At 72.2% G+C, this 21,056-nt stretch carries 22 protein-coding genes; 5 read left to right on the top strand and 17 right to left on the bottom strand.

What is annotated here, in order from left to right; genetic code table 11:
- Window positions 1–10: 10 nt before the first annotated feature.
- The 5 genes from GV155_RS00595 to GV155_RS00575 form a co-directional block, all read right to left on the bottom strand.
- Window positions 11–1,111, bottom strand: coding sequence for a hypothetical protein (locus GV155_RS00595; RefSeq protein WP_160004304.1), 1,101 nt, complete (start codon window positions 1,109–1,111; stop codon window positions 11–13).
- Window positions 1,112–1,231: 120 nt separating this feature from the next.
- The gene (locus GV155_RS00590; RefSeq protein ID WP_236553775.1) at window positions 1,232–1,735 is read right to left on the bottom strand and encodes a hypothetical protein; all 504 of its coding nucleotides are present in this window, start codon (window positions 1,733–1,735) and stop codon (window positions 1,232–1,234) included.
- A 68-nt stretch (window positions 1,736–1,803) separates the two neighbouring features.
- Window positions 1,804–2,664 carry a dihydropteroate synthase gene (gene folP, locus GV155_RS00585; RefSeq protein WP_236553773.1) on the bottom strand — a complete coding sequence of 287 codons (861 nt, stop codon included), beginning with the start codon at window positions 2,662–2,664 and terminating at the stop codon, window positions 1,804–1,806.
- Between the two features lie 91 nt (window positions 2,665–2,755).
- Window positions 2,756–3,715, bottom strand: a complete 960-nt coding sequence (locus tag GV155_RS00580; protein WP_160004300.1) for a glucosyl-3-phosphoglycerate synthase — start codon at window positions 3,713–3,715, stop codon at window positions 2,756–2,758.
- Window positions 3,716–3,719: 4 nt separating this feature from the next.
- Entirely contained in the window at window positions 3,720–4,643 is a 924-nt protein-coding gene (locus GV155_RS00575) for an alpha/beta hydrolase (protein WP_160004298.1), read from the bottom strand.
- A 138-nt stretch (window positions 4,644–4,781) separates the two neighbouring features.
- Between GV155_RS00575 and GV155_RS00570 the strand changes: the two genes are divergently transcribed.
- Entirely contained in the window at window positions 4,782–6,263 is a 1,482-nt protein-coding gene (locus GV155_RS00570) for a sugar transferase (protein WP_160004296.1), read from the top strand.
- A gap of 225 nt (window positions 6,264–6,488) precedes the next feature.
- On the opposite strand, the gene GV155_RS00565 is transcribed toward GV155_RS00570, so the two are convergent.
- Window positions 6,489–6,980 (bottom strand): hypothetical protein, encoded by a 492-nt coding sequence (locus tag GV155_RS00565; protein WP_160004294.1) that lies wholly within the window; start codon window positions 6,978–6,980, stop codon window positions 6,489–6,491.
- 277 nt (window positions 6,981–7,257) lie between these two features.
- On the opposite strand from GV155_RS00565, the gene GV155_RS00560 reads away from it, so the two are divergent.
- The gene (locus GV155_RS00560; RefSeq protein WP_160004292.1) at window positions 7,258–8,700 is read left to right on the top strand and encodes a sugar transferase; all 1,443 of its coding nucleotides are present in this window, start codon (window positions 7,258–7,260) and stop codon (window positions 8,698–8,700) included.
- Window positions 8,701–8,892: 192 nt separating this feature from the next.
- Here GV155_RS00560 and GV155_RS00555 read toward each other — a convergent pair whose 3' ends face one another.
- From GV155_RS00555 to GV155_RS00540, 4 genes are all read right to left on the bottom strand, one after another.
- The gene (locus tag GV155_RS00555; protein WP_160004282.1) at window positions 8,893–10,338 is read right to left on the bottom strand and encodes a polysaccharide biosynthesis tyrosine autokinase; all 1,446 of its coding nucleotides are present in this window, start codon (window positions 10,336–10,338) and stop codon (window positions 8,893–8,895) included.
- A 98-nt stretch (window positions 10,339–10,436) separates the two neighbouring features.
- Window positions 10,437–10,715: a DUF2516 family protein gene (locus tag GV155_RS00550; protein WP_160004280.1), complete on the bottom strand. Its 279-nt coding sequence runs from the start codon at window positions 10,713–10,715 to the stop codon at window positions 10,437–10,439.
- A gap of 108 nt (window positions 10,716–10,823) precedes the next feature.
- Window positions 10,824–11,528 carry a hypothetical protein gene (locus tag GV155_RS00545; RefSeq protein WP_160004278.1) on the bottom strand — a complete coding sequence of 235 codons (705 nt, stop codon included), beginning with the start codon at window positions 11,526–11,528 and terminating at the stop codon, window positions 10,824–10,826.
- Between the two features lie 11 nt (window positions 11,529–11,539).
- Window positions 11,540–11,947, bottom strand: coding sequence for a helix-turn-helix domain-containing protein (locus GV155_RS00540; RefSeq protein WP_160004276.1), 408 nt, complete (start codon window positions 11,945–11,947; stop codon window positions 11,540–11,542).
- A gap of 111 nt (window positions 11,948–12,058) precedes the next feature.
- Between GV155_RS00540 and gmd the strand changes: the two genes are divergently transcribed.
- Window positions 12,059–13,096, top strand: coding sequence for a GDP-mannose 4,6-dehydratase (gene gmd, locus GV155_RS00535; RefSeq protein WP_160004274.1), 1,038 nt, complete (start codon window positions 12,059–12,061; stop codon window positions 13,094–13,096).
- A gap of 122 nt (window positions 13,097–13,218) precedes the next feature.
- Here gmd and GV155_RS00530 read toward each other — a convergent pair whose 3' ends face one another.
- Complete coding sequence (locus tag GV155_RS00530) at window positions 13,219–14,175, bottom strand: asparaginase (RefSeq protein WP_160004272.1); 957 nt, start codon at window positions 14,173–14,175, stop codon at window positions 13,219–13,221.
- A 184-nt stretch (window positions 14,176–14,359) separates the two neighbouring features.
- Between GV155_RS00530 and GV155_RS00525 the strand changes: the two genes are divergently transcribed.
- On the top strand, window positions 14,360–15,886 hold the full coding sequence (locus GV155_RS00525; RefSeq protein ID WP_236553771.1) for a flotillin family protein: 1,527 nt from the start codon (window positions 14,360–14,362) through the stop codon (window positions 15,884–15,886).
- 69 nt (window positions 15,887–15,955) lie between these two features.
- Here the strand turns inward: GV155_RS00525 and GV155_RS00520 are convergent, their stop codons facing one another.
- Complete coding sequence (locus tag GV155_RS00520; RefSeq protein WP_160010621.1) at window positions 15,956–16,777, bottom strand: AraC family transcriptional regulator; 822 nt, start codon at window positions 16,775–16,777, stop codon at window positions 15,956–15,958.
- 60 nt (window positions 16,778–16,837) lie between these two features.
- Here GV155_RS00520 and GV155_RS00515 point away from each other — a divergent pair, with 60 nt between their 5' ends.
- On the top strand, window positions 16,838–17,383 hold the full coding sequence (locus GV155_RS00515) for a maleylpyruvate isomerase family mycothiol-dependent enzyme (RefSeq protein ID WP_160004268.1): 546 nt from the start codon (window positions 16,838–16,840) through the stop codon (window positions 17,381–17,383).
- Here GV155_RS00515 and GV155_RS00510 read toward each other — a convergent pair.
- From GV155_RS00510 to miaA, 5 genes are read right to left on the bottom strand one after another with little or no spacing between them, the layout of a single operon-like run.
- Window positions 17,374–17,781 (bottom strand): hypothetical protein, encoded by a 408-nt coding sequence (locus tag GV155_RS00510; RefSeq protein ID WP_160004266.1) that lies wholly within the window; start codon window positions 17,779–17,781, stop codon window positions 17,374–17,376. The genes GV155_RS00515 and GV155_RS00510 overlap by 10 nt on opposite strands.
- 33 nt (window positions 17,782–17,814) lie before the next feature.
- Window positions 17,815–18,591 carry an SDR family NAD(P)-dependent oxidoreductase gene (locus tag GV155_RS00505; RefSeq protein ID WP_160004265.1) on the bottom strand — a complete coding sequence of 259 codons (777 nt, stop codon included), beginning with the start codon at window positions 18,589–18,591 and terminating at the stop codon, window positions 17,815–17,817.
- A 32-nt stretch (window positions 18,592–18,623) separates the two neighbouring features.
- Complete coding sequence (dapF, locus tag GV155_RS00500) at window positions 18,624–19,463, bottom strand: diaminopimelate epimerase (RefSeq protein WP_160004263.1); 840 nt, start codon at window positions 19,461–19,463, stop codon at window positions 18,624–18,626.
- Window positions 19,460–20,086 (bottom strand): MSMEG_1061 family FMN-dependent PPOX-type flavoprotein, encoded by a 627-nt coding sequence (locus GV155_RS00495; RefSeq protein WP_160004261.1) that lies wholly within the window; start codon window positions 20,084–20,086, stop codon window positions 19,460–19,462. The genes dapF and GV155_RS00495 overlap by 4 nt, the downstream gene beginning before the upstream one ends.
- Window positions 20,083–21,006, bottom strand: coding sequence for a tRNA (adenosine(37)-N6)-dimethylallyltransferase MiaA (gene miaA, locus GV155_RS00490; protein ID WP_160004259.1), 924 nt, complete (start codon window positions 21,004–21,006; stop codon window positions 20,083–20,085). Before miaA ends, GV155_RS00495 begins: the two co-directional genes overlap by 4 nt.
- Window positions 21,007–21,056 lie beyond the last annotated feature (50 nt).

The raw sequence follows: 21,056 nt of genomic DNA, 5'->3' as shown, positions 1-21,056 counted from the left end.
ACGACCCTGCTCAGCAGCGCCGGCGCTTCGGGACGGACGCCCTGTCGACCGTCTCACCAGCGGCCTTCAGGACCACCGTCGACCCACGCTTCGCGCCGCGGTAGCGCACCACCGTCCGCTCGCCGGCCTCGACGACCACGGAGCGCACGGACCGCTTGTTGACCAGCAGCCGGTACCGGACGTCGCCGCCGTCTGCGGTGTCACCGTCGCTGGAGCGGCGGTTGTCGAGCCGGGCCCTGCCGGTGAAGGTGCCGGCCCGGACGTTGCGGCAGCTCGTGAGGACCGTGACCGCTCCGCGAGGGTCGACCATCGCCGCAACCGGGTCCGGCTCCGGGTCGGGGTCCGGGTCGGGGTCCGGGTCGGGGTCCGGGTCGGGGTCCGGGTCGGGGTCCGGATCCGGGTCGGGGTCGACCGGGCCGGCGCAGGCCGCCAGGCCGACCTCACCCGTCTCCTCGATCGGGGCACCGTTGGCCGTGACGACGAGCTGCAGCGGCTCGTTCGGCAGACCGGTGAAGGTGCCCGAGGCCACCGGCCCGGTGAGGAGCTGCGGAAGCCCGACGGGCAGGCCGCCGCCGAGGGGGGCGACGTAGGCGACCGCGAGGCTGCCCTCGGCGCCCGTCAGCCGGGTGCTGTAGTCCAGGCTGCCGTTGCCGACCCCCGGCAGCGGGGCCGGGAGCGTCGAGCAGACGACGTCGCTGATCGTCGTGGTCGAGGTCGGGCCCGCGACTGGCGGCTCCTCCCCGTCGCACGCCGGCACCACCACCTCGAGCAGGTTCGAGGACGGCTGGCCGAGGACGAACCCCTCGAGGGTGAAGGTCCCGGCGCCGGTGAAGGTGGCCATGCCCTGGCCGAGCACGAGCGGCGTCAGCTGGGAGTCGGTCGAGCCGCCCGCAGCGGTGCGGCGGAGCTCGGCCGCCAGGACGAGGGGTGACGACGCGGCGACCGCGACGGTGGCGGTCGGGACGTCGCCGTTGCAGCCGACGTCGGTCGTGGTGAGGGTGAGCAGGTCGGCGGCGGACGCGGGGGCGCCGGCGCCCACGACGGCCCCGGCGGCGACCACGGTGGTCGCCAGGAGGGCCGCGACGGTGCGGCGTGGGGGGAGGAGGTGCACGGGGGGTCTCGTTCCTGGCCTGGGCGGCCCGAGCGCCGCGTGGATGACCCGAGCAACGTACGACCGGTCGTGCGCCCGCGAGGGCGATCGGGCCCGGGATCCAGGCCCCGAGACACGCCGTCAGGACTCCAGACGCAGCACCCAGTACTGGACGCCGAACGGGTCGTCGTCGTAGTCGACCACCACGCGCTCCGACCCGGACAGCACCTCCTCGCCGAGCCACCGCAGCGACTCGACGTCGGCCCACAGCTCGCGTGCGAGCCGGCCGTCGATCGCGGCCAGGGCTGCGGGGTCGGGCCTGGTGAGCGCCCGGCCGAGGTCGGCGTCGAAGGAAGCCGCGCGAGGGTCGAGGTGCCCGGGCGCCTTCTCGGTACGCCGGGCCGACCCGTTCCCGATCACGAGCGTCGGCGCGGGGCGGTCGTCTATCGGGTGGAGCGTTCCGCCCGCTTGGCCGACCAGGTGTCGGGCCAGCCGCAGGCTCTGGTGCTCGCAGTGGACCGCGACGGTCTCACCGGGCTCGCAGAGCCACGCCACGGCCGCATGGCAGGCCGCACGGAGCTCGGCCAGCGGGTCCTGCTGGCCGGCGTACTCGGGCAGCAGCGCCAGCGCGCCCGGCACCAGCACGACTCGTCTACCTCCGGTGGTCGAGGAACGAGCGCCAGCGAGCGTCACGAGACCCTCGACCACCGAGCTCACTGCAGCCCCCGGATCGCCCGCGCCGGCAGCCGCCGCCCGGCGATGGCCCACGCCATGTCGACGACCTGCCGGGTCTCGACCACCTCGTGCACCCGGTAGATCCTCGCCCCGGCAGTCGCGCAGACCGCGGTCGCCGCGAGCGTGCCGAGCAGGCGCTCCCCGACCGGCTTGTCCAACGTCTCGCCGACGAAGTCCTTGTTGCTCAGCGACACCAGCACCGGCCACCCGGTGTCGACCATCTCGGCCAGGCGCCGGGTGAGCTCGAGGGAGTGGAAGGTGTTCTTGCCGAAGTCGTGCGCCGGGTCGATCACCACCGACTCCCGCGCGACCCCGGCGGCCAGCGCCCGCGCGGCGTACGCCGTGGTGTCGGCGATCGCCGAGGCGACCACGTCGTTGTACTCCACCCGGTAGGGCCGCGTCCGCGGCGTCGCTCCCCCGGTGTGGGTGCAGATGATGGCGACGTCGTGGGCCGCGGCCACGTCGACAAGCTCGGGGTCAGCGCCGCCCCAAGCGTCGTTCAGGACGTCGGCACCGGCCCGGCACACGGCGTCGCCGACCTCGGCGCGCCAGGTGTCGACGGAGATCACCAGCGAGGGGAAGGCGTCCCGTACGCGCGCCACGAAGTCCACCACCCGCGACTTCTCCTCCGCGGCGTCGATCTCGGCGCCCGGGGCGGCTTTGATGCCGCCGATGTCGACGATCTCCGCGCCCTGCTCGACGACCAGCGCCACGCGCTCGAAGGCCCGGTCCTCGGCCCAGGTCGCGCCCCGGTCGTAGAAGGAGTCGGGGGTGCGGTTGACGATGGCCATCATCAGCGTGGTGTCGTCGGTGAAGGCGTGACGGCCGAGTCGGAGCACGGGGCGAACCTAGCCGGGCGCCCGCAGCGTCGGACCCATCGAGGTCAGCGGACGGTCGACCTGTGACTTGCACGCACCTGGTGCGTGAAAGTCACAGGTCGACGCTGCTCGCCGGAGGACGCTCGACCGTTCCTACGTCGCGGTCGTCGCTGGCCGGCACTCCACCCGCGCCGGGGCCGTGCTGCCGGAGCACCGCCGGCTCCCCGGGCTCGCGAGCCCCGAGGCGAGCGAGCGCGGCCGCGACGATCTGGGTCGACATCCCACCGAGGTCCCGCAGTGCCTGGTGGCGGTGCGCGCGGCGACCGAGGTCGACCTGGGCGATCGCTCCTGTCCCCAGCAGCCTGGCGGTGTCGACCAGCGCGGCCAGCTCGACGGCGTACCCCGTCGGCATCCACAGCTGCTCCAGGAGCGAGCGCCGTGCGGCCCACTCCCCCGCAAGTGGCTGCACCAGGCCGCCGAGCTCGGGGAACGAGGTGGCGATCAGCGGCCGGGCGACCAGCTCGGTCACCCGGCCGCCCTCCCAGGGACCGTCGGCGCCGGGGCGCTCGTAGAACCCCTTGACGAGGGCGATCGGGCTTACCGGGTCTCGTGACGCTCGCTGCGCTCGCTCCTCGACCACCCCGGTCAGGAGCGGTCCCAGCAGGCCCGGCACGAAGTGGGTGTCCCAGTCGAGCAGGTCGGCATCCATGAAGACGACGAGGTCCCCGGTGGTGACGAACAGCGACTTCCACATCGCCTCGCCCTTGCCGGGGTACGTACCGAGGTCGGGGCGGATCTCGGCGCTGCGGTGCACCGTCGCGCCGGCGCCCGCCGCGACGTCGTAGGTCGTGTCGGTGGAGTCGGAATCGACGACGACCAGCTCGTCGATGAGAGCGGTTGTCTCCACCAGCGCCTCGCGCACCCGGGTCACGACGTCGCCGACGGTCGCGGCCTCGTTGCGCGCCGGCACCACCAGGCTCACCGTCGTGCCCGCGGCCGCCTTGGCCGCCAGCAGCTCCTCGAGGGTCCAGTCGTCCCAGGCGTGGGTGGCGATGCCGTGGAGCGACCGCACCGGCTCAGGCGAGCCGGTCGAGCAGGGCCTTGGTCCGCGCGATGACGTCGTCGAGCGCGGCGTCCGCGGCCGGGCTCATCGCGCCCATGTCGAGGAACCCGTGCACCAGGCCGTCGTAGCGCGTGCGGTCGACGTCGACGCCGGCCGCGGTGAGCGCGTCGGCGTACGCCTCCCCCTCGTCGCGGAGCGGGTCGTACTCCGCCGTCACGACGACCGCCGGCGCCACCCCGGCGACGGTGCCCGCGATCGGGGACAGCCGCGGGTCGGCCAGGTCGAGGCGCTCGCCCCCGCTGAGGTAGTGCCCGGAGAACCAGACCATCGTGGCCAGGTCGAGGAAGTAGCCCTCGGCGTTCTCCGCACGCGAGGGGTAGTCGCCGGCCATGTCGGTCGAGGGGTAGATCAGCACCTGCGCGGCGAGCTCGCCGGACAGCTCCTGGGCGGCGATCGCCGACAGGTTGCCGCCGGCGCTGTCGCCGCCCACCGCGACCAGGTCGCTGCCACCGAGCTCGGCGCGGTGCGCCAGCGCCCAGCGGACCGCCGTCAGCGAGTCCTCGACCGCGGCCGGGAACGGCGCCTCCGGGGCGAGCCGGTAGTCCACCGACAGCACCGCCATCTGCCCGTCCCGGCAGAACCGGCGGCAGGTCTGGTCGTAGGTGTCGAGGTCCCCGACCACCCAGCCGCCGCCGTGGATCCAGACCAGGGTCGGCCACGGGCCGTCGCCCTCGGGGCGGTAGAGCCGGGCCGGCACCCCGCCGGCGTCGACCTCGGCGACGTCGCCGACCGGGACCCGGTTGTCGTCGGTGACGAGGTCGATGGTCATCGACCGCATCGCCTGGCGGGCGGTGGCCGGGGTGCCCTCGTGCATGGGCGGGTAGCCGGCGGCGGTGATGAGGTCCAGCAGGGACTGGGTTCCGGGATCGAGTGGCATGGGCCACATTGTGCCTGGTCACCGGCCCGTACCCGGTTTTGGGGAATCCAGCCCCCGGAAGCTCCGATCACCCGGTCAGACCACGTCTACTACTCATGTGGCCACGGACAAGCCTGTGGCCCAGGGGGAAGAACACCGATGACCATGTATGCCGCGGGTGACTCGCGGGCGCTCCCGACCTTCGCGCCAGCTTACGAGGGCCGACGACGGATTCGAGGGGCACGCTCCTGGATCCTCCCGACGCTGATCGGCGACGCCGTCGTCGTCGCCCTGGCCGGCGTCGTCGCCCTGCTCGGTCGCCGGGCCGGGTGGCTTTTTGGTGAGTCGGCCGCGTTGGCCGGAGACCTGAGTATCGTCGCCCCGCTGGTGCTCGTCGGCTGGGTGCTGGCGATCGCGCTGGTGGGCGGGTACCGCTCCGACGTGCAGGGCGCCGGCAGCGAGGAGTATGGGCGGGTGGCACGCGCCTCCGTCTACGCCGGGGCCGCCTTCGGCTTCGCCTGCTACGTCACCGACTACGACCTGTCCCGTGGTTTCTTCCTGCTCCTCTTCGGCCTCGGCCTGCCCGGCCTGCTGACGGTCCGTTTCGCCCTGCGCAAGGCCTTGCACCGCGCCCGCCGCGAGGGCCTCTACGCCCAGCGCATCGTCATCTGCGGCGACGCTGCGCACGTCGACGACATCGCCCGCGTCCTGCAGCGCGACACCTGGCTCGGCTACCACGTGGTCGGCGCCGTCCTGCCGGTCGGCACCACGATGAGCGAGACCTCCGCCGGGGTGCCCGTCCTCGGGACCGCCGCCGACCTCACCTCCGTGACGGCAGAGCACGAGGTCGACGTCGCCTTCTTCGCCGGCGGCGCCGCCGGCTCGGCGCACGACATGCGCGCCACCTCGTGGGCGCTCGAGCGGGCCGGCGTGGGCGTCGTCCTCGCGCCCTCGATCAACGACATCTCCAGCGAGCGCGTCCGCGTGCACCCCGTCGGAGGCATGCCTCTGGTGCACGTCGACCCGCCGACCTGGGCTGATGCCTCCCGCTGGGGGAAGCGCGCCTTCGACGTCGCTGGCTCCTCGGTCCTGCTCTTCCTGCTCGCCCCGCTGCTGACCGCGGTGGCGCTGCTGGTCAAGCTTGACGACGGCGGGCCGGTGCTGTTCCGCCAGACCCGCGTTGGCCGGAACGGCCGCGAGTTCGGCTGCTTCAAGGTGCGCAGCATGGTTCCTGACGCCGAGGCGCGCCTGGCCCAGCTGCACGCCGAGGTCGGTTTCGACGGCGGCCTGTTCAAGATGGCTGACGACCCGCGCATCACCCGCCCCGGCAAGTGGATCCGGCGACTGTCGATCGACGAGCTCCCGCAGCTGCTCAACGTCCTGCGCGGCGAGATGAGCCTGATCGGCCCCCGCCCCCCGCTGCCCAGCGAGGTCGAGGGTTACGACGCCGGCGCTGCCCGCCGGATGTGGGTCCGCCCCGGGATGACGGGCCTCTGGCAGGTCTCCGGCCGCTCACAGCTCTCGTGGGACGAGGCCATCCGGCTGGACCTCTACTACGTCGACAACTGGTCGATGGCCCAGGACCTGACGATCCTGGCCAAGACGGCTCGGGCGGTCCTCGGCGGGCGCGGCGCTCACTGAGGATCCGCAGAACTGGGCGGGCCTAGAGGTTGGACCTGCGCCATGCGACGGCGCAACCGGTGACCACGGTCGCCCAGACAAGAACCACCGGGACGTCCCCCAGGTTGACACCGTGGGACCCACCGAGGTCGATGATGTTCTGTCCGGCCCAGACCCGGTGACCAGCCAGGAGGGCCGTCGCGATCGCAGTAGCGGCAAGGGCGACAGCTGCGATCGACACTCGATTCAGTCGGTCACCATCACCGAGTAGGTCACGTTGGTCGTCCCGTCCTGCGCCGCATTCGTGATGATGACGCGATCTGCGTCGGCGTCCGCGAGGGTGAGAACCTGCGGCACCGGGGGCTCGCCCGACAGCTCCGTCCGGGAGACCCACCCGTCTTCCTCCAGCAGGTTCACCGCCTGCATCACCGCGTCGGCGGGTGCTGCGTCCACCGTCACGACCAGCGTGTAGGCGTCACTGTCACCGTTGGGCTCGCTGACCGACACCACATCTCCATCGACGATCGACACGGTCTCCCGGGGGAAGTCCAACGGGAGGCCATCGGCCTCGAGCTCCAGGGGCGCCTCCCCTGCGTTCGCCGGGATGGAGGACTGCGACGGGTCGGGCTGCTCTCCTGGATCGGCGTCGCCGCTGCACGCCGTGGTCATCGAGGCCATGAAGACAAGCAGGACGGCGGGCGCAGCAGCCGGCATTCGAGGAGACGTCAGTCTGAGCATGGGTGCAACCTTCCACAGGTCATGCGGTCGCACGAAGCCTAGGTGCGAGTCCACTCCCGCACGAGGTGTGCGGCAGTCGTTGCTTCTCATCAACCCGATTAAGGCCTAATCCTTCGATATCAGGGTCAGCGACCGGCCGCCCCGATTAGCATCAGGCACTTCACATCCCTTGTCAGCACGCGGCCCCGATCGACCGGGACGTCGTGCGCAAGTCCAGGCGCGCACCGCAGGGACGACCGAGAGGAACGACGTCGTGACGGTGGTCTCGGAACCAACGATGACGCAGCTCGCCGCACGCAGGGACACCCGCCGAACGCTCGCGCTGCTCCCGCTCGCCCTGCTCCTCCTGGATGCGGCACTCATCGGAGCTGCCGGCGTGGTCGCCGTCCTCGGGCGGGAGACGATCGACCTGCTCGGCGCGACGAACGGGGCGGTCCGCGAGTCGGTCGGCATGGTCGGCCCCGCCATGCTCGTGGGCTGGGTAGCGGCGATCGCCGTTCTCGGCGGATACCGCCAGGAGGTGTATGGAGCGGGCACCGATGAGTTCAAGCGGGTGCTGAACGGCGGTCTGGTCGCCTGTGGTCTGACCGCCGTCGGCTGCTACGTCGCCCAGTACCCGCTGTCTCGAGGATTCTTCGTCCTGGCCTACGCCATCGGGATCCCCCTGCTGCTTCTCGGTCGGTTCCTCGTGCGCCGAGTGCTGCACGCTGCTCGGCGTCGTGGCGCACTGACCCGGCGCGTACTCATCGCGGGCACTCGGTCCCACGTCGACGACATCGCCCGCGTCCTCGGTCGCGAACGCTGGCTGGGATACGAGGTCGTCGGGGCCCTGACACCGGAATGGGACGTCGCCGAGGAGACCGGAACGGGCTTGCCCATCCTCGGCAGGACCACTGACGCGCCCGGCACGGCCCTTGCGGTGGGTGCCGACACGATCTTCTTCGCCGGCGGCTCGGCGGGTTCTGCCTCGGTGATGCGGAACATGTTCTGGACCCTGGAGCAGCAGCAGATCGGCGTCGTGGTCGCTCCGAGCGTCACCGACATCTCGAGTGATCGCGTCGACATCCGCCCGGTCGGCGGCCTTCCTCTCATCCACGTCGACCCGCCCACCTGGTCAGACGCCTCGCGATGGGGGAAGCGGCTGTTCGACATCGTCGGGAGTCTCGGACTCATCGTGACCTTCAGCCCGCTGCTGATGTTCGTGGCCCTGCGCATACGACTGCACGACGGCGGGCCGCTGCTGTTCTCCCACCCCCGGATCGGGCGTCACGGTGTCGAGTTCCCCTGCCTGAAGTTCCGGACCATGGTCCCCGATGCAGCCGATCGCATCGAAGCCATGAAGTCGGCGTCCGGCGCCAGCGCCCTGTTGTTCAAGGTCAAGGACGACCCCCGCATCACCCGGCCCGGTCGTTGGCTCCGGCGGTTCTCCATCGACGAGGTCCCCCAGCTCTTCAACGTGCTTCGCGGTGACATGAGCCTGGTCGGCCCCCGCCCCCAGGTCGCGCAGGAAGTCGCTCTCTACGACCATGCGATGAGTCGCCGTCTCCACGTGCGCCCGGGAATGACCGGCCTGTGGCAGGTCTCCGGCCGTAGTGACCTGACCCTGGAGGAGGCGATCCGGCTGGACCTCTACTACGTCGACAACTGGTCCATGCTCCAGGACGTCTCGATCCTGGCGCGTACGGCGAGCGCCGTGCTGGGTTCCCGCGGCGCCTACTGACACTGCCGAGGGCGTGTGGCATCGTGCCCGACACGAGCACCGCATCCGTTGCGGCGCGGCTCCGTTCCACGGGCGCGTGTCATCTCGGCGGCTTGCCACGTCACGGGTCAGATCGGTCGTCCACCACTCGCACCATGGGATGGACGCGCGCTCCCGCCTCCAGCTCCCGCGCGAGGGCGTCGACCGAGGCTCTCAGACCTTCGTCCGCTTCCCGCGTGACGAGGCAGCCCGCGCGGCCGTCTTCCGCTCTTTGCGAGCCTCCCGCCGAGACGGCTCGTGACCAGGCTCCAGCGGCCCGTATCCGTACCCATATCCGTACGAGCGGCCGGCAGTCTTGGACGGGGCCATGTTGATCACGACTCCTACGACCTTGCCACCGACGGCCGACACGCGTTCGAGCGCGTGGTCGAGCTGGTCTCGGGTCGTCTTGCCGTGGCGGGTCACCAGGAGCAACCCGTCGACCTGCGTCGCGAGGATGGCCGAGTCCGTCACCGGCAGCAACGGTGGCGCGTCAAGGAGCACGACGTCGAACCGCTCGCGCAGGTCAGCGATCAGCTCGCCCATCGCCTGGGACTGCAGGAGCTCGGACGGGTTCGGCGGGATCGGACCGCTGGCCAGCACCTGAACGCCGGAGTCGTCGAGGGTCTGAAGCGCGTCGTCCAGCTTGACCTGGCCGATGAGGACGCTGGTCGTCCCTACGCCTCCGTCGACGTCGAGTCGGGTGGCCAACATCGGGCGACGCAGGTCGCAGTCGACGAGTGCGACCTTCTGCCCCGCCATGGCCAGCGTCACGGCAAGGTTGACCGTGGTGGTCGACTTTCCCTCACCCGGCAGCGGACTGGACACCACGAACATCCGCTTGTCGTGGTCGACCTCGACGAACTGCATGTTGGTGCGCAGCACTCGGAATGCCTCCGACCACGGCGTCGGCTCTCGCAGGGCCGCCTGAGGCTCTTTCCTCGCAGCGGCCCCGTCACTGATGATGTGGCCGAGGATCGGCGCGTCAGTGACCTGCTGCACGTCCTCGGCGGACGACACGGAGGTGTCCAGCAGGTCCCGCATGACGGCGATCCCGATGCCGAGCAGCAACCCGATCACGGCACCCAGGCCGAGGTTGCGCAGTGGCTGAGGGCTGACGGGCACCGTGTCGACCTCGGCTGCATCCGCGACCGACACCGTCACGAAGGAAGTCGTCCGCTCAGTCGGCGTGTTGAAACCCTCGATGCGGTCGCTGACCACGGTGCCGTAGGCCGCCGCCAACGCCTGGGCCTCGACCGGATCCGTGTCCGTCACCGTGATGGTCAGGTTGACGGTGTCAGGCGAGACGGCGGTCTCCACCTGCTCCGCAAGATCCTCGGCAGGGAGTGACCCCCCGGTGACGTCGCTGACCGCTTGCGCCGTGCTGGTGTAACCGGCGATCTCGGCGTAGGACGCCATCTGCTGCGAGGCGAACTGTCCTGCCGATGCGGCGGTGGCGACGTCCGGGGTCTGCGTGGCGACGTACAGCTTGACGTTCGAGGCGTAGAGCCGAGTGCTGAGCGCCGTGTAGGCGGTGGCGGCGCCCAGCACGATCAGGAAGGTGAGCAGCACGACGACCCACCGACGCCGGATGGTCAGCCAGTAGTCCTTGAGTTCCACGGATTCCCCATCTGAGCGCATGCCACGGACCGCCCGAGCGTATCCCGGCCTCGGTCCGGAGTCAGTGGTTTAGACCAGAACCCCGTGAACGGGAAGCGTCAGCGACGACGCAACCCAGCGAGCGCCGGCCGCACGTCCGCCAGGTAGACGAACGCCGCGATCGTGAACGCGATGCTGAGGATGAAGAGGATCCCGATGAACTGCAGCAGCACCCCGATGCCCAGGATGATCGTCCACGCCGGCTTGGTCAGCTTGCCGGCGGCCTCGTAGGACTCCGCCGACCAGAGCAACGAGTTGATGAAGGCGAAGAGCTTCACCGCCAGCAGGACGACGAACACCACCAGGTCGACGTAACCCTGAATCGCGAAGATCTCCATGATGTGCCGAGCCTACCCAGGCCTCCGACGACGAGAACCCCGGACCACTGCGGTCCGGGGTTCTCGATGGATCAGCGGCCGGCTGTCAGCGCCGGCCAGGGGCGAGGATCAGTCGCCGACCTTCTTGGCGGCCTCGGTGACGGCCTGGGTGGTGCTCTCGGCCGTCTTAGTGGCCGCGGTGGCCGCGCCCTTGGCGCTGCTGCGCGCCGGGGCCGACGTCTTCTTGGCGGTGCTGGTGGTCTTCTTCGCCGCCGACTTCGTGGTCTTGGCGGTGGAGTCGGCGCTCTTCTTGACTGTGGTGGTCGCGGCCTTGGCGTTGGACTCGACCGACGCGGCGGCGGAGTCGGCGTTGGCCTTGGCGGTCCTCGCGGCCGCGGTGCCCTGGCGCTTGGCCGTGGCCGTGGTCTTGTCAGCCGCCTTGGTGGCCTGGGTCTTCACGGTCTTGGCCTTGGCCTTGGCCGTGCCGGCGTTCTTGGCCGCCTGCTGGGTCGACTCCTGCTTGCGGATGCGGACGACGAGGTCCTCGCCGCGCTCGGCCAGGCCGACGTAGGTGTCGGTGACGGTCGTGGCCGTCTCGTCGAGGGTCGTGGTGACCTTGCCGCGCAGCGCCTTGGGGGCCAGCTCGATGTTCTTGACCGACTTCTGGACGTCGTTCACCCGCTGCTGCACGTTGCTGACGCGCTTCTGCACGTCGGCCACGGTGGTGCGGACGTACTCGACGGCGAGGTCGGTGGCGCCCACGCCGGCGTAGAGCGGGCGGGTCACCTCGGCGGGGATCTCGATCTTCTTGATGTCGAACTTGGCGGTGGCCATGTCCATCTCCTTCATCGGTTGGCCCCAGCGCCAGGCTGGGAGTCGTGGGGTTCGAGCTCGGCCTGGGCGTTGAGCGCCAGGAACGAGGAGTACACGTCGAGCAGCGACTGCTTCTGCCGCTCGGTGAGCAGGGGATCGTTGAGCACGGCGTTCTCGACGGTGACCCCGGTGGAGTCGTCGAGCCCGACGATGCCGGCCCGGGCGTACAACTGGTCCGCCGAGACGCGGAGCGCCTTGGAGAGCTGCTGGAGCACCTGGGCCGAGGGCCGCCGGAGGCCGCGCTCAATCTGGCTGAGGTAGGGGTTGGACACCCCGGTCATCTCGGCGAGCTGGCGGAGCGAGAGCCTCGAGTCGAGACGCTGCTCCTTGAGGTACTCACCGAGACCGGCCACGGTGTGCCCGACCTTTCCTTTTGCCATGCGTCCATAGTGCTTGCTCTTGCTAGCAGATTGCAAACTCTGCAAGCGTGACGTCGTACACACTGCCGAGGCGGAATAGCGAGCCACCCCTTCAGGTGCGACCATCGCGCCGTGAGGAAAGCACTGATCACCGGCGTCACCGGCCAGGACGGCTCCTACCTGGCGCAGCTCCTGCTCGCCAAGGGCTACGAGGTCCACGGCCTCATCCGCCGGGCCTCGAGCTTCAACACCGGCCGGATCGACCACCTCTACCAGGACGCCCGCGACCCCGACGCACGCCTGTTCCTGCACCACGGCGACATGACCGACGGGGTCCGCCTGCTCACCCTGCTCGGGTCGATCGCTCCCGACGAGGTCTACAACCTGGCCGGTCAGTCCCACGTCCGTGAGAGCTTCGACCAGCCGCGGTTCACCGCCGAGATCGTCGCGATGGGCACGCTGCACCTGTTGGAAGCCATCCGGCACAGCAAGGTCGACTGCCGCTTCTACCAGGCGGGCTCCTCCGACATGTTCGGCGACAGCACCCCGCCCCACACTGAGCGGAGTCTGTTCGCCCCCCGCTCCCCCGAGGCCACCGCCAAGGCCTATGCGCACTGGACGACCCGCAACTACCGCGAGGGCTACGGGCTTTATGCGGTCAACGGCATCGCCTTCAACCACGAGTCACCCCGGCGCGGCGAGACCTTCGTGACCCGCAAGATCACCCAGGCCGTCGCCCGGATCCAGGCCGGGCGCCAGGACCACCTCTACCTCGGTGACCTGACCCCGGTCCGGGACTGGGGCTACGCCCCGGAGTACGTCGAGGGCATGTGGCGGATGCTCCAGCAGGACCAGCCCGACGACTACGTCCTGGCGACCGGGACCGGCCGCAGCGTCGAGGAGTTCGTCGAGGCGGCCTTCGAGCACGCCGGCCTGGAGTGGCGCCGCCACGTCCGCTTCGACGAGCGCTACCTGCGCCCCACCGAGGTCGAGGAGCTGCTCGGTGACCCGTCCAAGGCTGCCGAGAAGCTCGGCTGGCGCACCTCCGTCGGGATGGAGCAGCTGGCGCAGATCATGGTCGACGCCGACGTCGACGCGCTCGAGCACGAGGGACGGCACTGGGTCGACGACGTTCGCCTCCCCGGTTGGAGCACCTCGGCGACGGACTGATCAGCCCAGCCCCGGTGGTCGAGGAGCGAGCGCAGCGAGCGTCACGAGACCCGAGCTCGCGCCTCAGACCCCGGTGGTCGAGGAGCGAGCGCAGCGAGCGTCACGAGACCTAAGCTCACGCCTCAGAACGTCGCGCGGATCTCCCCAACCGGCTTGCCGGCCCCAAGAAGCGTGACGACCCCGGTGCCCCGCACGGCGTCCGCGTCGACCCCGGCGTCGTCGAGAACCCCAGAGCGCTCCAGCGCCGCAGCCATCAGCACCGGGCGTACGCGCCCGGCGCCGTCGTCGGTCTTGAGCGCGAACGCACGCCCGTCGGGCAGGGCCACGGCGTAGCAGGACTCGGCCCCGGCCTTGCCGATCGCGCCCGGGATCGCACGCAGCAGGGTCAGCTCGTCCCGACGCGTGCCGGAGACCATCTGCGGGTGGTGCCGGATCGCCTCGGCGATGCGGCGCTCGGGGCCGTCCTCGGCCACGGCCAGGCGGCGGAAGGCCCGGGCCAGGCCGGTGAGCGAGGTGGAGAGCAGGGGGGCGCCGCACCCGTCGATCGCCACAGCCTCCACGGCCTCCCCGGTCGCCTCGGCGAAGGTGTCGGCGATCGCCTTCTGGAGCGGGTGCTGGGGGTCGCGGTAGGTCGCGAGGTCCCACCCGTTGACCGCGCACGTGACCAGCATCCCGGCGTGCTTGCCCGAGCAGTTCATCGCCAACGACGTCTTCTGCCCGCCCGCGCGCAGGGCACGCTCGCGCTCCTCGTCGTCGATCGGCCAGTCCAGCGGGGTCTGGAGCGCGTCGACGTCGAGCCCGGCGGTGGCCAGGATCCGTCGCACGCCGTCCTGGTGCATCGGCTCGCCGCTGTGCGAGGCACAGGTCAGCGCGAGCAGCTCCTCGGGGAGTTCCAGCCCGGCCCGGACCATGCCGAGCGCCTGGAGCGGCTTGTTGCAGGAGCGCGGCAGGATCGGCGCGGTGGCGTCGCCCACCGACCACGCCTCCTCACCGGCGGTGTCGAGCGCGACGAGCGACCCGTAGTGGTGCCCCTCGACGAACCCGGAGCGGATGATCTCGGCGACGACCTGTGCTGGCATGGCCCGCAACTTACGCAGGTGACGAAGTGCCCGCGTGCGGACCCCAAGTCCATCGACGTTATGCAGTTAGGATGCGCCGGATGTCCGAGCCCACCGCCGGCCTTGCCCCGGCCCCCCAGCACTGCCCCACGCCCCCCAGCCCCCTCGACCCCTGGACTGAACCCCTGTGAACCTTGGAGACCCCGTGCTCATCGCCGTTGGCGGCCTCGTCGTCCTGCTCGTGCTGCTCGTCCTGCTGGTCACCAGCCGCTACAAGGTCGCCGGGCCGAACCAGGCGTACATCGTCACCGGCCGCAAGGGCAAGGCCGTGCTGAACCCGGAGACCGGGGCGCTGACCACCGACCTGTCGGGGCAGAAGGTGATCCTCGGCGGTGGCACGTTCGTCATCCCGTTCGTGCAGAAGCTGGCCACGCTGGACCTCTCCAGCCGCCGGATCTCGGTGCAGATCCGCGGCGCGGTCTCCGGGCAGGGCATCAAGCTCAACGTCGAGGGCGTCGCGATCGTCAAGGTCGGCGGCAACGCCGACCAGATCCGTCTCGCCGCGCAGCGCTTCCTGTCGCAGCAGGCCGAGGTCGAGGCCTTCACCCAGGAGGTCCTCGCCGGTGCGCTGCGCTCGATCGTCGGCGGCCTGACCGTCGAGCAGATCATCCGGGACCGCGCGGCCTTCGCCCAGCGGGTGGCCGACGAGTCCGAGAACTCGCTGACCGGCCAGGGCCTGATCCTGGACACCTTCCAGATCCAGGACGTCACCGACGACGGCTCCTACCTCGCCGACCTCGGTCGCCCCGAGGCCGCCCGGATCGGGCAGACCGCCTCGATCGCCGAGGCCAACGCCCGCCAGGCCGCCGAGCAGGCCCGGATCGTCGCCGAGGAGCAGATCGCGGTCTCGCAGCGCGCGCTGGCGCTGAAGCAGGCCGAGATCAAGGCCGAGACCGACGCGGCCTCCGCCCAGGCCGCCGCCGCCGGGCCGCTGGCCCAGGCCGACCGCGACCAGGCGATCCTCACCGAGCAGGAGAAGGTCGCCGTGCGCCAGGCGGCGCTGACCGAGCGCAAGCTCGAGACCGAGGTCCGCAAGCCCGCCGACGCCGACCGCTACCGCGTCGAGCAGGACGCCGAGGCCAAGCGCTCGGCCGAGATCGCCGCCGCCGACGCCCGCAAGGCCTCCACCATCGCCGCGGCCGAGGCCAAGGCCCAGGAGGCGCGACTGTCCGGTGAGGCCGAGAAGTCCCGCCGTGCCGCGCTCGCCGAGGCCGAAGCGATCGAGGGCGCCAAGCGCGGTGAGGCCGAGAAGGCCCGGCGTACGGCGGAGGCCGACGCCACCCGCGCCGAGGGCGAGGCCCAGGCCGCCTCCACGCTGGCCATCGGCCAGGCCGAGGCGGAGGCGATGGACAAGCGGGCCGAGGCGTTCGCCAACTACAACGACGCCGCCGTGCTGCAGATGCTGATCGAGGTCCTGCCGCAGATCGCCCGCGAGGTCGCGGCCCCCATCTCGGCCATCGACCAGCTCACGATCGTCTCCACCGACGGCGCCGGCGCCCTGCCCAAGCAGGTCACCAGCAACGTGGTCGAGACGCTGAACATGCTCAAGACCTCGACCGGCCTCGACCTCGAGGCGCTGATCGCCAAGTCGGTCGGCCAGGCCGCCGAGGGCGTCGGGCTCCAGGTCGCGCCGGCCGCGACCCCGTCCTCGGCTCCGCGCAGCGACGCCTGAGGCGCGCGGGGGATAGTCCCCGACGAGATCGTCCTCGTCCGGCCGGACCGGCGACGATCTCGTCAGGGACTATCCGCCCCGGCGCTGGGTGGCGTACCGCGCCGGGGTCACCCCGGTGACCGCGTGGAAGTCGCGGGTCAGGTGGGCCTGGTCGGCGTACCCGAGGTCGGCGGCGACCTGTGCCAGGGGCACGGGCGGGTCGGCGACGAGCCGCTCGGCGGCCTCCTGCAGCCGACGGCGCTGCACCAGCCACTTCGGGTTCAGCCCGACCCGGCGGGCGGTCAGCCGCTGCAGCGCGCGCTCGCCGATCCCGAACGCCTCGCACACCTGCCCCACCCGCAGCACGGTCGGGTCCGACTCGACGTGCTCGACCACGGCGTTGACCAGCCGGCCCTCCTCGTCGACCGGCGGCAGGACCCGCAGCGCGTCGTCCATCACGGCCAGCGCCCGCTCCTGCCGACCGGCGTCCGCGGGGTCGTCGACCAGCGCGGCGCGCACCGCAGCGACCAGCGAGCCCCCCGGCAGGCCCGGCACGTCCTCGAGCGGGACGACCCGGTCGGTCACCGTCGAGACGGCGTCGCCGAGCACCATCGCCCCGGCCGCCGGCTGGAGCATCACCCCGCACGCCCACCCGGACCCGCTCAGCTCCTGCTCCGACAGCCCGGTCGCGGGACCGTAGAAGCGGGCGTAGTCGGCCGCGACGACCACCAGGCAGACCGGGTAGCGCAGCACCCGCTGCACCGTCACCTCGCCGGCCGGCAGCGACCACACCGGCAGCCAGTAGCGCCGCGCGACCCCGGCCAGGTCCGCGGGCGGCGCGAACCGGTGCACCGGCGGGCTCCAGCCGCGGGCGTCGCGCAGGTGGGCCCGCTCGACGTCGTCCGCCCGCATCCGCTCCACCGTCGGATTCTTGCAAGACCCGCCGACGCCCGGTGGACCACGCTGGGCCGCATGAACCCCGCCCTCGAGCAGCACCTCGCCGACACCGACCGCTTCACCGAGACCGTGACCGCGGTCGACCGGGCCGATGCCTGGTCGTCCCCGAGCCCCTGCGTGGGCTGGGACGCCGCCGCGGTCGTCGACCACGTCGTGGACACCCAGCGCGACTTCCTGGCCCAGCGCGGCATCGACACGGGCCCCCGACCGACGGGCGGCCCGGCCGCGGTCTGGGACGAGCACCAGGCGCTCGTACGCCGGGTGGCCGCCGACGACGACCTCGTCGGCGCCACCTACGACGGCTACTTCGGACCGACCACCCTGGCCGAGACGCTGCGCGACTTCTACGGCTTCGACCTGCTGGTGCACCGCTGGGACCTGGGCCGCGCGGCCGGGCTGGACGTCACCTGGGACGACCGCGAGGCCGACGCGGTCGAGCAGGCGTTGGACGGGTTCGGCGACTCGCTGTACATGGACGGCATCTGCCGCCCGGCGCTCGCGCCGCCGGCGGGCGCCTCGCGGCAGACCCGGCTGCTGGCCAGGACGGGCCGTCAGGCCTGACCGGCGCCCCCGTCGGACCGCGCGCTGCCCGCGGCGTCGATCCCCAGCCGTACGCCGTGGCCGACGACGCCGACCAGCACCAGCGCGGCACCGGCGAGGCCGACGGCCCAGGAGGCCACGGCCAGCAGCGCCGCTGCAGGCACCGTGTCACCGCTCCCGTCACTGCTCGCGCCGACGGCGAGCGCGACGGAGCGCAGCACGAGCGCGACCACCAGCAGGACGACGCCGGTGGCGATGCGGTTCGCGATCTCCCGGCGCGCGGCGACACGGACCGCGGCGCGGTCCGGCGACGCCCTCGGCGCGACCGGGAAGTCGGGGTCAGCCACCTGGTCCGTGCCGCACCGGGGGCACGAGAACATCCCGTCGCGGACGTCGTGCCCGTTCACGCAGGTCCACATCGCAGCCTCCTGGGTGCGCTCGCCGGGTCGGTCCTACTTCGGAGGCATCCGGATCCCGCCGTCCACGCGGACGACCTCGCCGTTCATGTAGGGGTTGGTCAGGCACTCCATCACCATCGAGGCCAGCTCGTCGGGCACCCCGAGCCGCTTGGGGAACAGCACCGACTCGCCGAGCTTGGCCTTGAACGCCTCCGCGTCCTCGCCCTGGCCGTAGATCGGGGTGTCGATCAGGCCCGGGGCGACGGTGTTGAGGCGGATCCCGACCGCCGCCAGGTCGCGGGCGACCGGGAGGGTCATCCCGACGACGCCGCCCTTGGAGGAGGAGTACGCCGCCTGCCCGATCTGGCCGTCGAAGGCGGCCACGCTGGCCACGTTGACGATCGCGCCGCGGCAGCCGTCGGCGTCGGCGTCGTTGTGGCTCATCGCGGTCGCGGCCTGGCGGACCACGTCGAAGGTGCCGATCAGGTTGATCGCGACGACCTTGGTGAACGCCTCCAGCGAGTGCGCCGACTCCGGGGTGCCGTCGCGACCGACGGTGCGCTGGGCCCAGCCGATCCCGGCCGAGTTCACCACCGCGCGCAGCGGGGCGATGTCGGAGGCCGCGCGCACGGCGGCGGCGATCTGCTCGGTGTCGGTGACGTCGACCTGGGCGAAGACGCCCCCGATCTCGGCGGCCAGCGCCTCGCCCTTGTCGGCCTGCAGGTCGGCCACCACGACGGTGGCGCCGCGGGCGGCGAGCTGGCGGGCGGCGGCGGCACCGATGCCGGAGGCCGCGCCGGTGACGAGGGCGACAGATCCCTGGAGGTCCATGGCGCGCAGCCTAGGACGCCCGGGGTCGGGGCTCAGAGCGTGGTCGTGCCCCGGGCGAGCACGACGGCCGGCCCGGTCATCCGCACCCGTCCGTCGACCACCGCGATCGACAGGCTCCCGCCGGGGACGTCCACCTGGTACGCCGTGCCCTCCGGCGCACCGTCGGCCGCAGCCGCCGCGGCCATCACCGCGCAGGCGCCGGTGCCGCAGGACCGGGTCTCCCCCGAGCCGCGCTCGTGCACCCGCAGCGCCACGTGGTGCGGACCGCGTCGTACGACCAGCTCGACGTTGACGCCGGCTGGGTAGACGGCGGCGTCGTAGGTGGGCGGGGCCAGCGGCTGGCCGGGGCCCGACAGCCCGTCGAGGTCCTCGCCGTCGGCGAGGAAGGCCACCGCGTGGGGGTTGCCGACGTCGACGTGGGTGGCGGCCCAGGTCCGCCCGTCGAGCGAGACCTCGGTGGTGCCGAGCAGGCGGGTCGGGCCCATGTCGACGGTCAGCCGGCCGTCGTCCTCGACGGTCACGGTCTTCACGCCGTCGCGGGTGCCGACCGCGATCGGTGCGGCGGGGTCGGCCAGGCCCTCTTGGACCAGGTGCAGGGCGAAGACGCGCACGCCGTTGCCGCACATCTCGCTGACCGAGCCGTCGGCGTTGCGGTAGTCCATGAACCACGCCCCGTCCTCGGGCCGCGTGGAGCGGACCACGCGCAGCACGCCGTCGCCGCCGATCCCGGCCCGCCGGTGGCACAACGCGCGTACGCGGGTCTCCCACGCGGCCTCGTCGAGGCCGCCGTGGACGGTGCCGTCGTGGTCGGGCAGCAGCACGAAGTCGTTCTCGGTGCCGTGCCCCTTCAGGAACGGGTAGGGCGCGCTCACGAGTAGAGCCCCTCGGCGTAGGACGGCCCGTAGTAGGCGTCGAGCTCCTCGAGGCTCCGCTCGTCGGGCTCGAGGGCGTGGGCGAGCACGGCCCGGCGGGGTACGCGGGCCTCCGGCTCCCAGGTGGCGGGCTCCCACAGGCCGGAGCGCAGGAACGCCTTCGAGCAGTGGAAGAAGACGTCCTCCACCGCGACCTCGACCGCCAGCAGCGGACGGTGGCCGCGGACCTCCAGGTCGTCGAACCAGGGGGCGTCGCTGACCAGCCGGGCGCGGCCGTTGACGCGCAGGGTGTCGCCGCGGCCGGGGATGACGAAGAGCAGCCCGACGTACGGGTTCTCCAGCACGTTGCGGTAGCCGTCGACGCGGCGGTTGCCGGGCCGCTCGGCGATCGCCACGGTGCGGTCGTCCACGACGTGCGCGAGCCAGCCGGCGGGGTCGCCCTTGGGCGAGGCGTCGCAACGGCCGTCGGCGTCGGCGGTGGCCAGGACGCAGAACGGGGAGGCGGCCAGCCAGTCGCGGTCGACGTCGGTCAGCGCGTCACGGCCCTTGTCGCGGGCCCGCGCGGACGGCTCGCCGACCAGCGCGACGAGGTCCTCGAGGGTGTCGACGGTACGGGTGGTCACGGGCCCACGGTAGCCGCGGCGACGGCGTCCAGCGCCACCGCGAGACGGTCGGGGTCGTCGTGCTCGACCCAGGTGATCCGGGGGTCCTTGCGCCACCAGCCCATCTGGCGGCGGGCGAAGCGGCGGGTCGCGAAGACCGTGCGCTCGACCGCCTCCTCCCGGGTCAGCTCGCCGGCGAGGTGGGCGGCGGCCTCGCGGTAGCCGATGGCGCGGGAGGCGGTCAGCCCCTCCCTCAGCCCCTGGTCGAGCAGCCGCCGCACCTCGTCGAGCAGCCCTGCGTCATACATCTGCTCGACCCGGCGGGCGATCCGGTCGTCGAGGACCGGGCGGTCGATCGCGAGGCCGACCTGGACCGTGGCCGGGTCGACGTACGTCATCTCCGGCAGCGTGGCGGTGTAGGAGCGACCGGTGAGCTCGCCGACCTCGAGCGCGCGGACGACGCGGCGCCCGTTGGCGGGCTCGATGGTGACCGCGGCGGCGGGGTCGAGGACGGCCAGCTCGGCGTGCAGCGCGGGGGCGCCGACCTCGTCGAGGCGCCGCTCCCAGCGGGCGCGGACGGCAGGCTCGGTCCCGGGGAACTCGAACCGGTCGAGGACCGCGCGGGTGTAGAGCGCCGAGCCGCCCACCAGCACCGGCACCGCCCCCCGGGCGCGGACCTCGGCGATGGTGTCGCGGGCGAGCACCTGGAACGCGGCCACGTTCGCGGGCTCGGTGACGTCGAGCAGGTCGAGCAGGTGGTGGGGCAGGCCGCGCCGCTCGGCGGGGGGCAGCGTGGCCGTCCCGACGTCCATCCCGCGGTAGAGCTGCATCGCGTCGGTGTTGACCACCTCGCCCCCCAGCTGCTCGGCCAGGTCGAGGGAGAGACCGGTCTTGCCGGCCGCCGTCGGGCCCACCACGGCGACGATCGGGGGGAGGGCCATGTCGCTAGTCTGGCAAGTGTCGGTCCCGATCACGGGGCCGCGGCCACCAG

Origin of the sequence: Nocardioides sp. AX2bis (assembly GCF_902506435.1) — a bacterium.
In the GTDB taxonomy this organism is placed as follows: domain Bacteria; phylum Actinomycetota; class Actinomycetes; order Propionibacteriales; family Nocardioidaceae; genus Nocardioides.
Note: the sequence above shows the minus strand (reverse complement) of the source record. Positions and strands in the feature narration are given on the sequence as shown.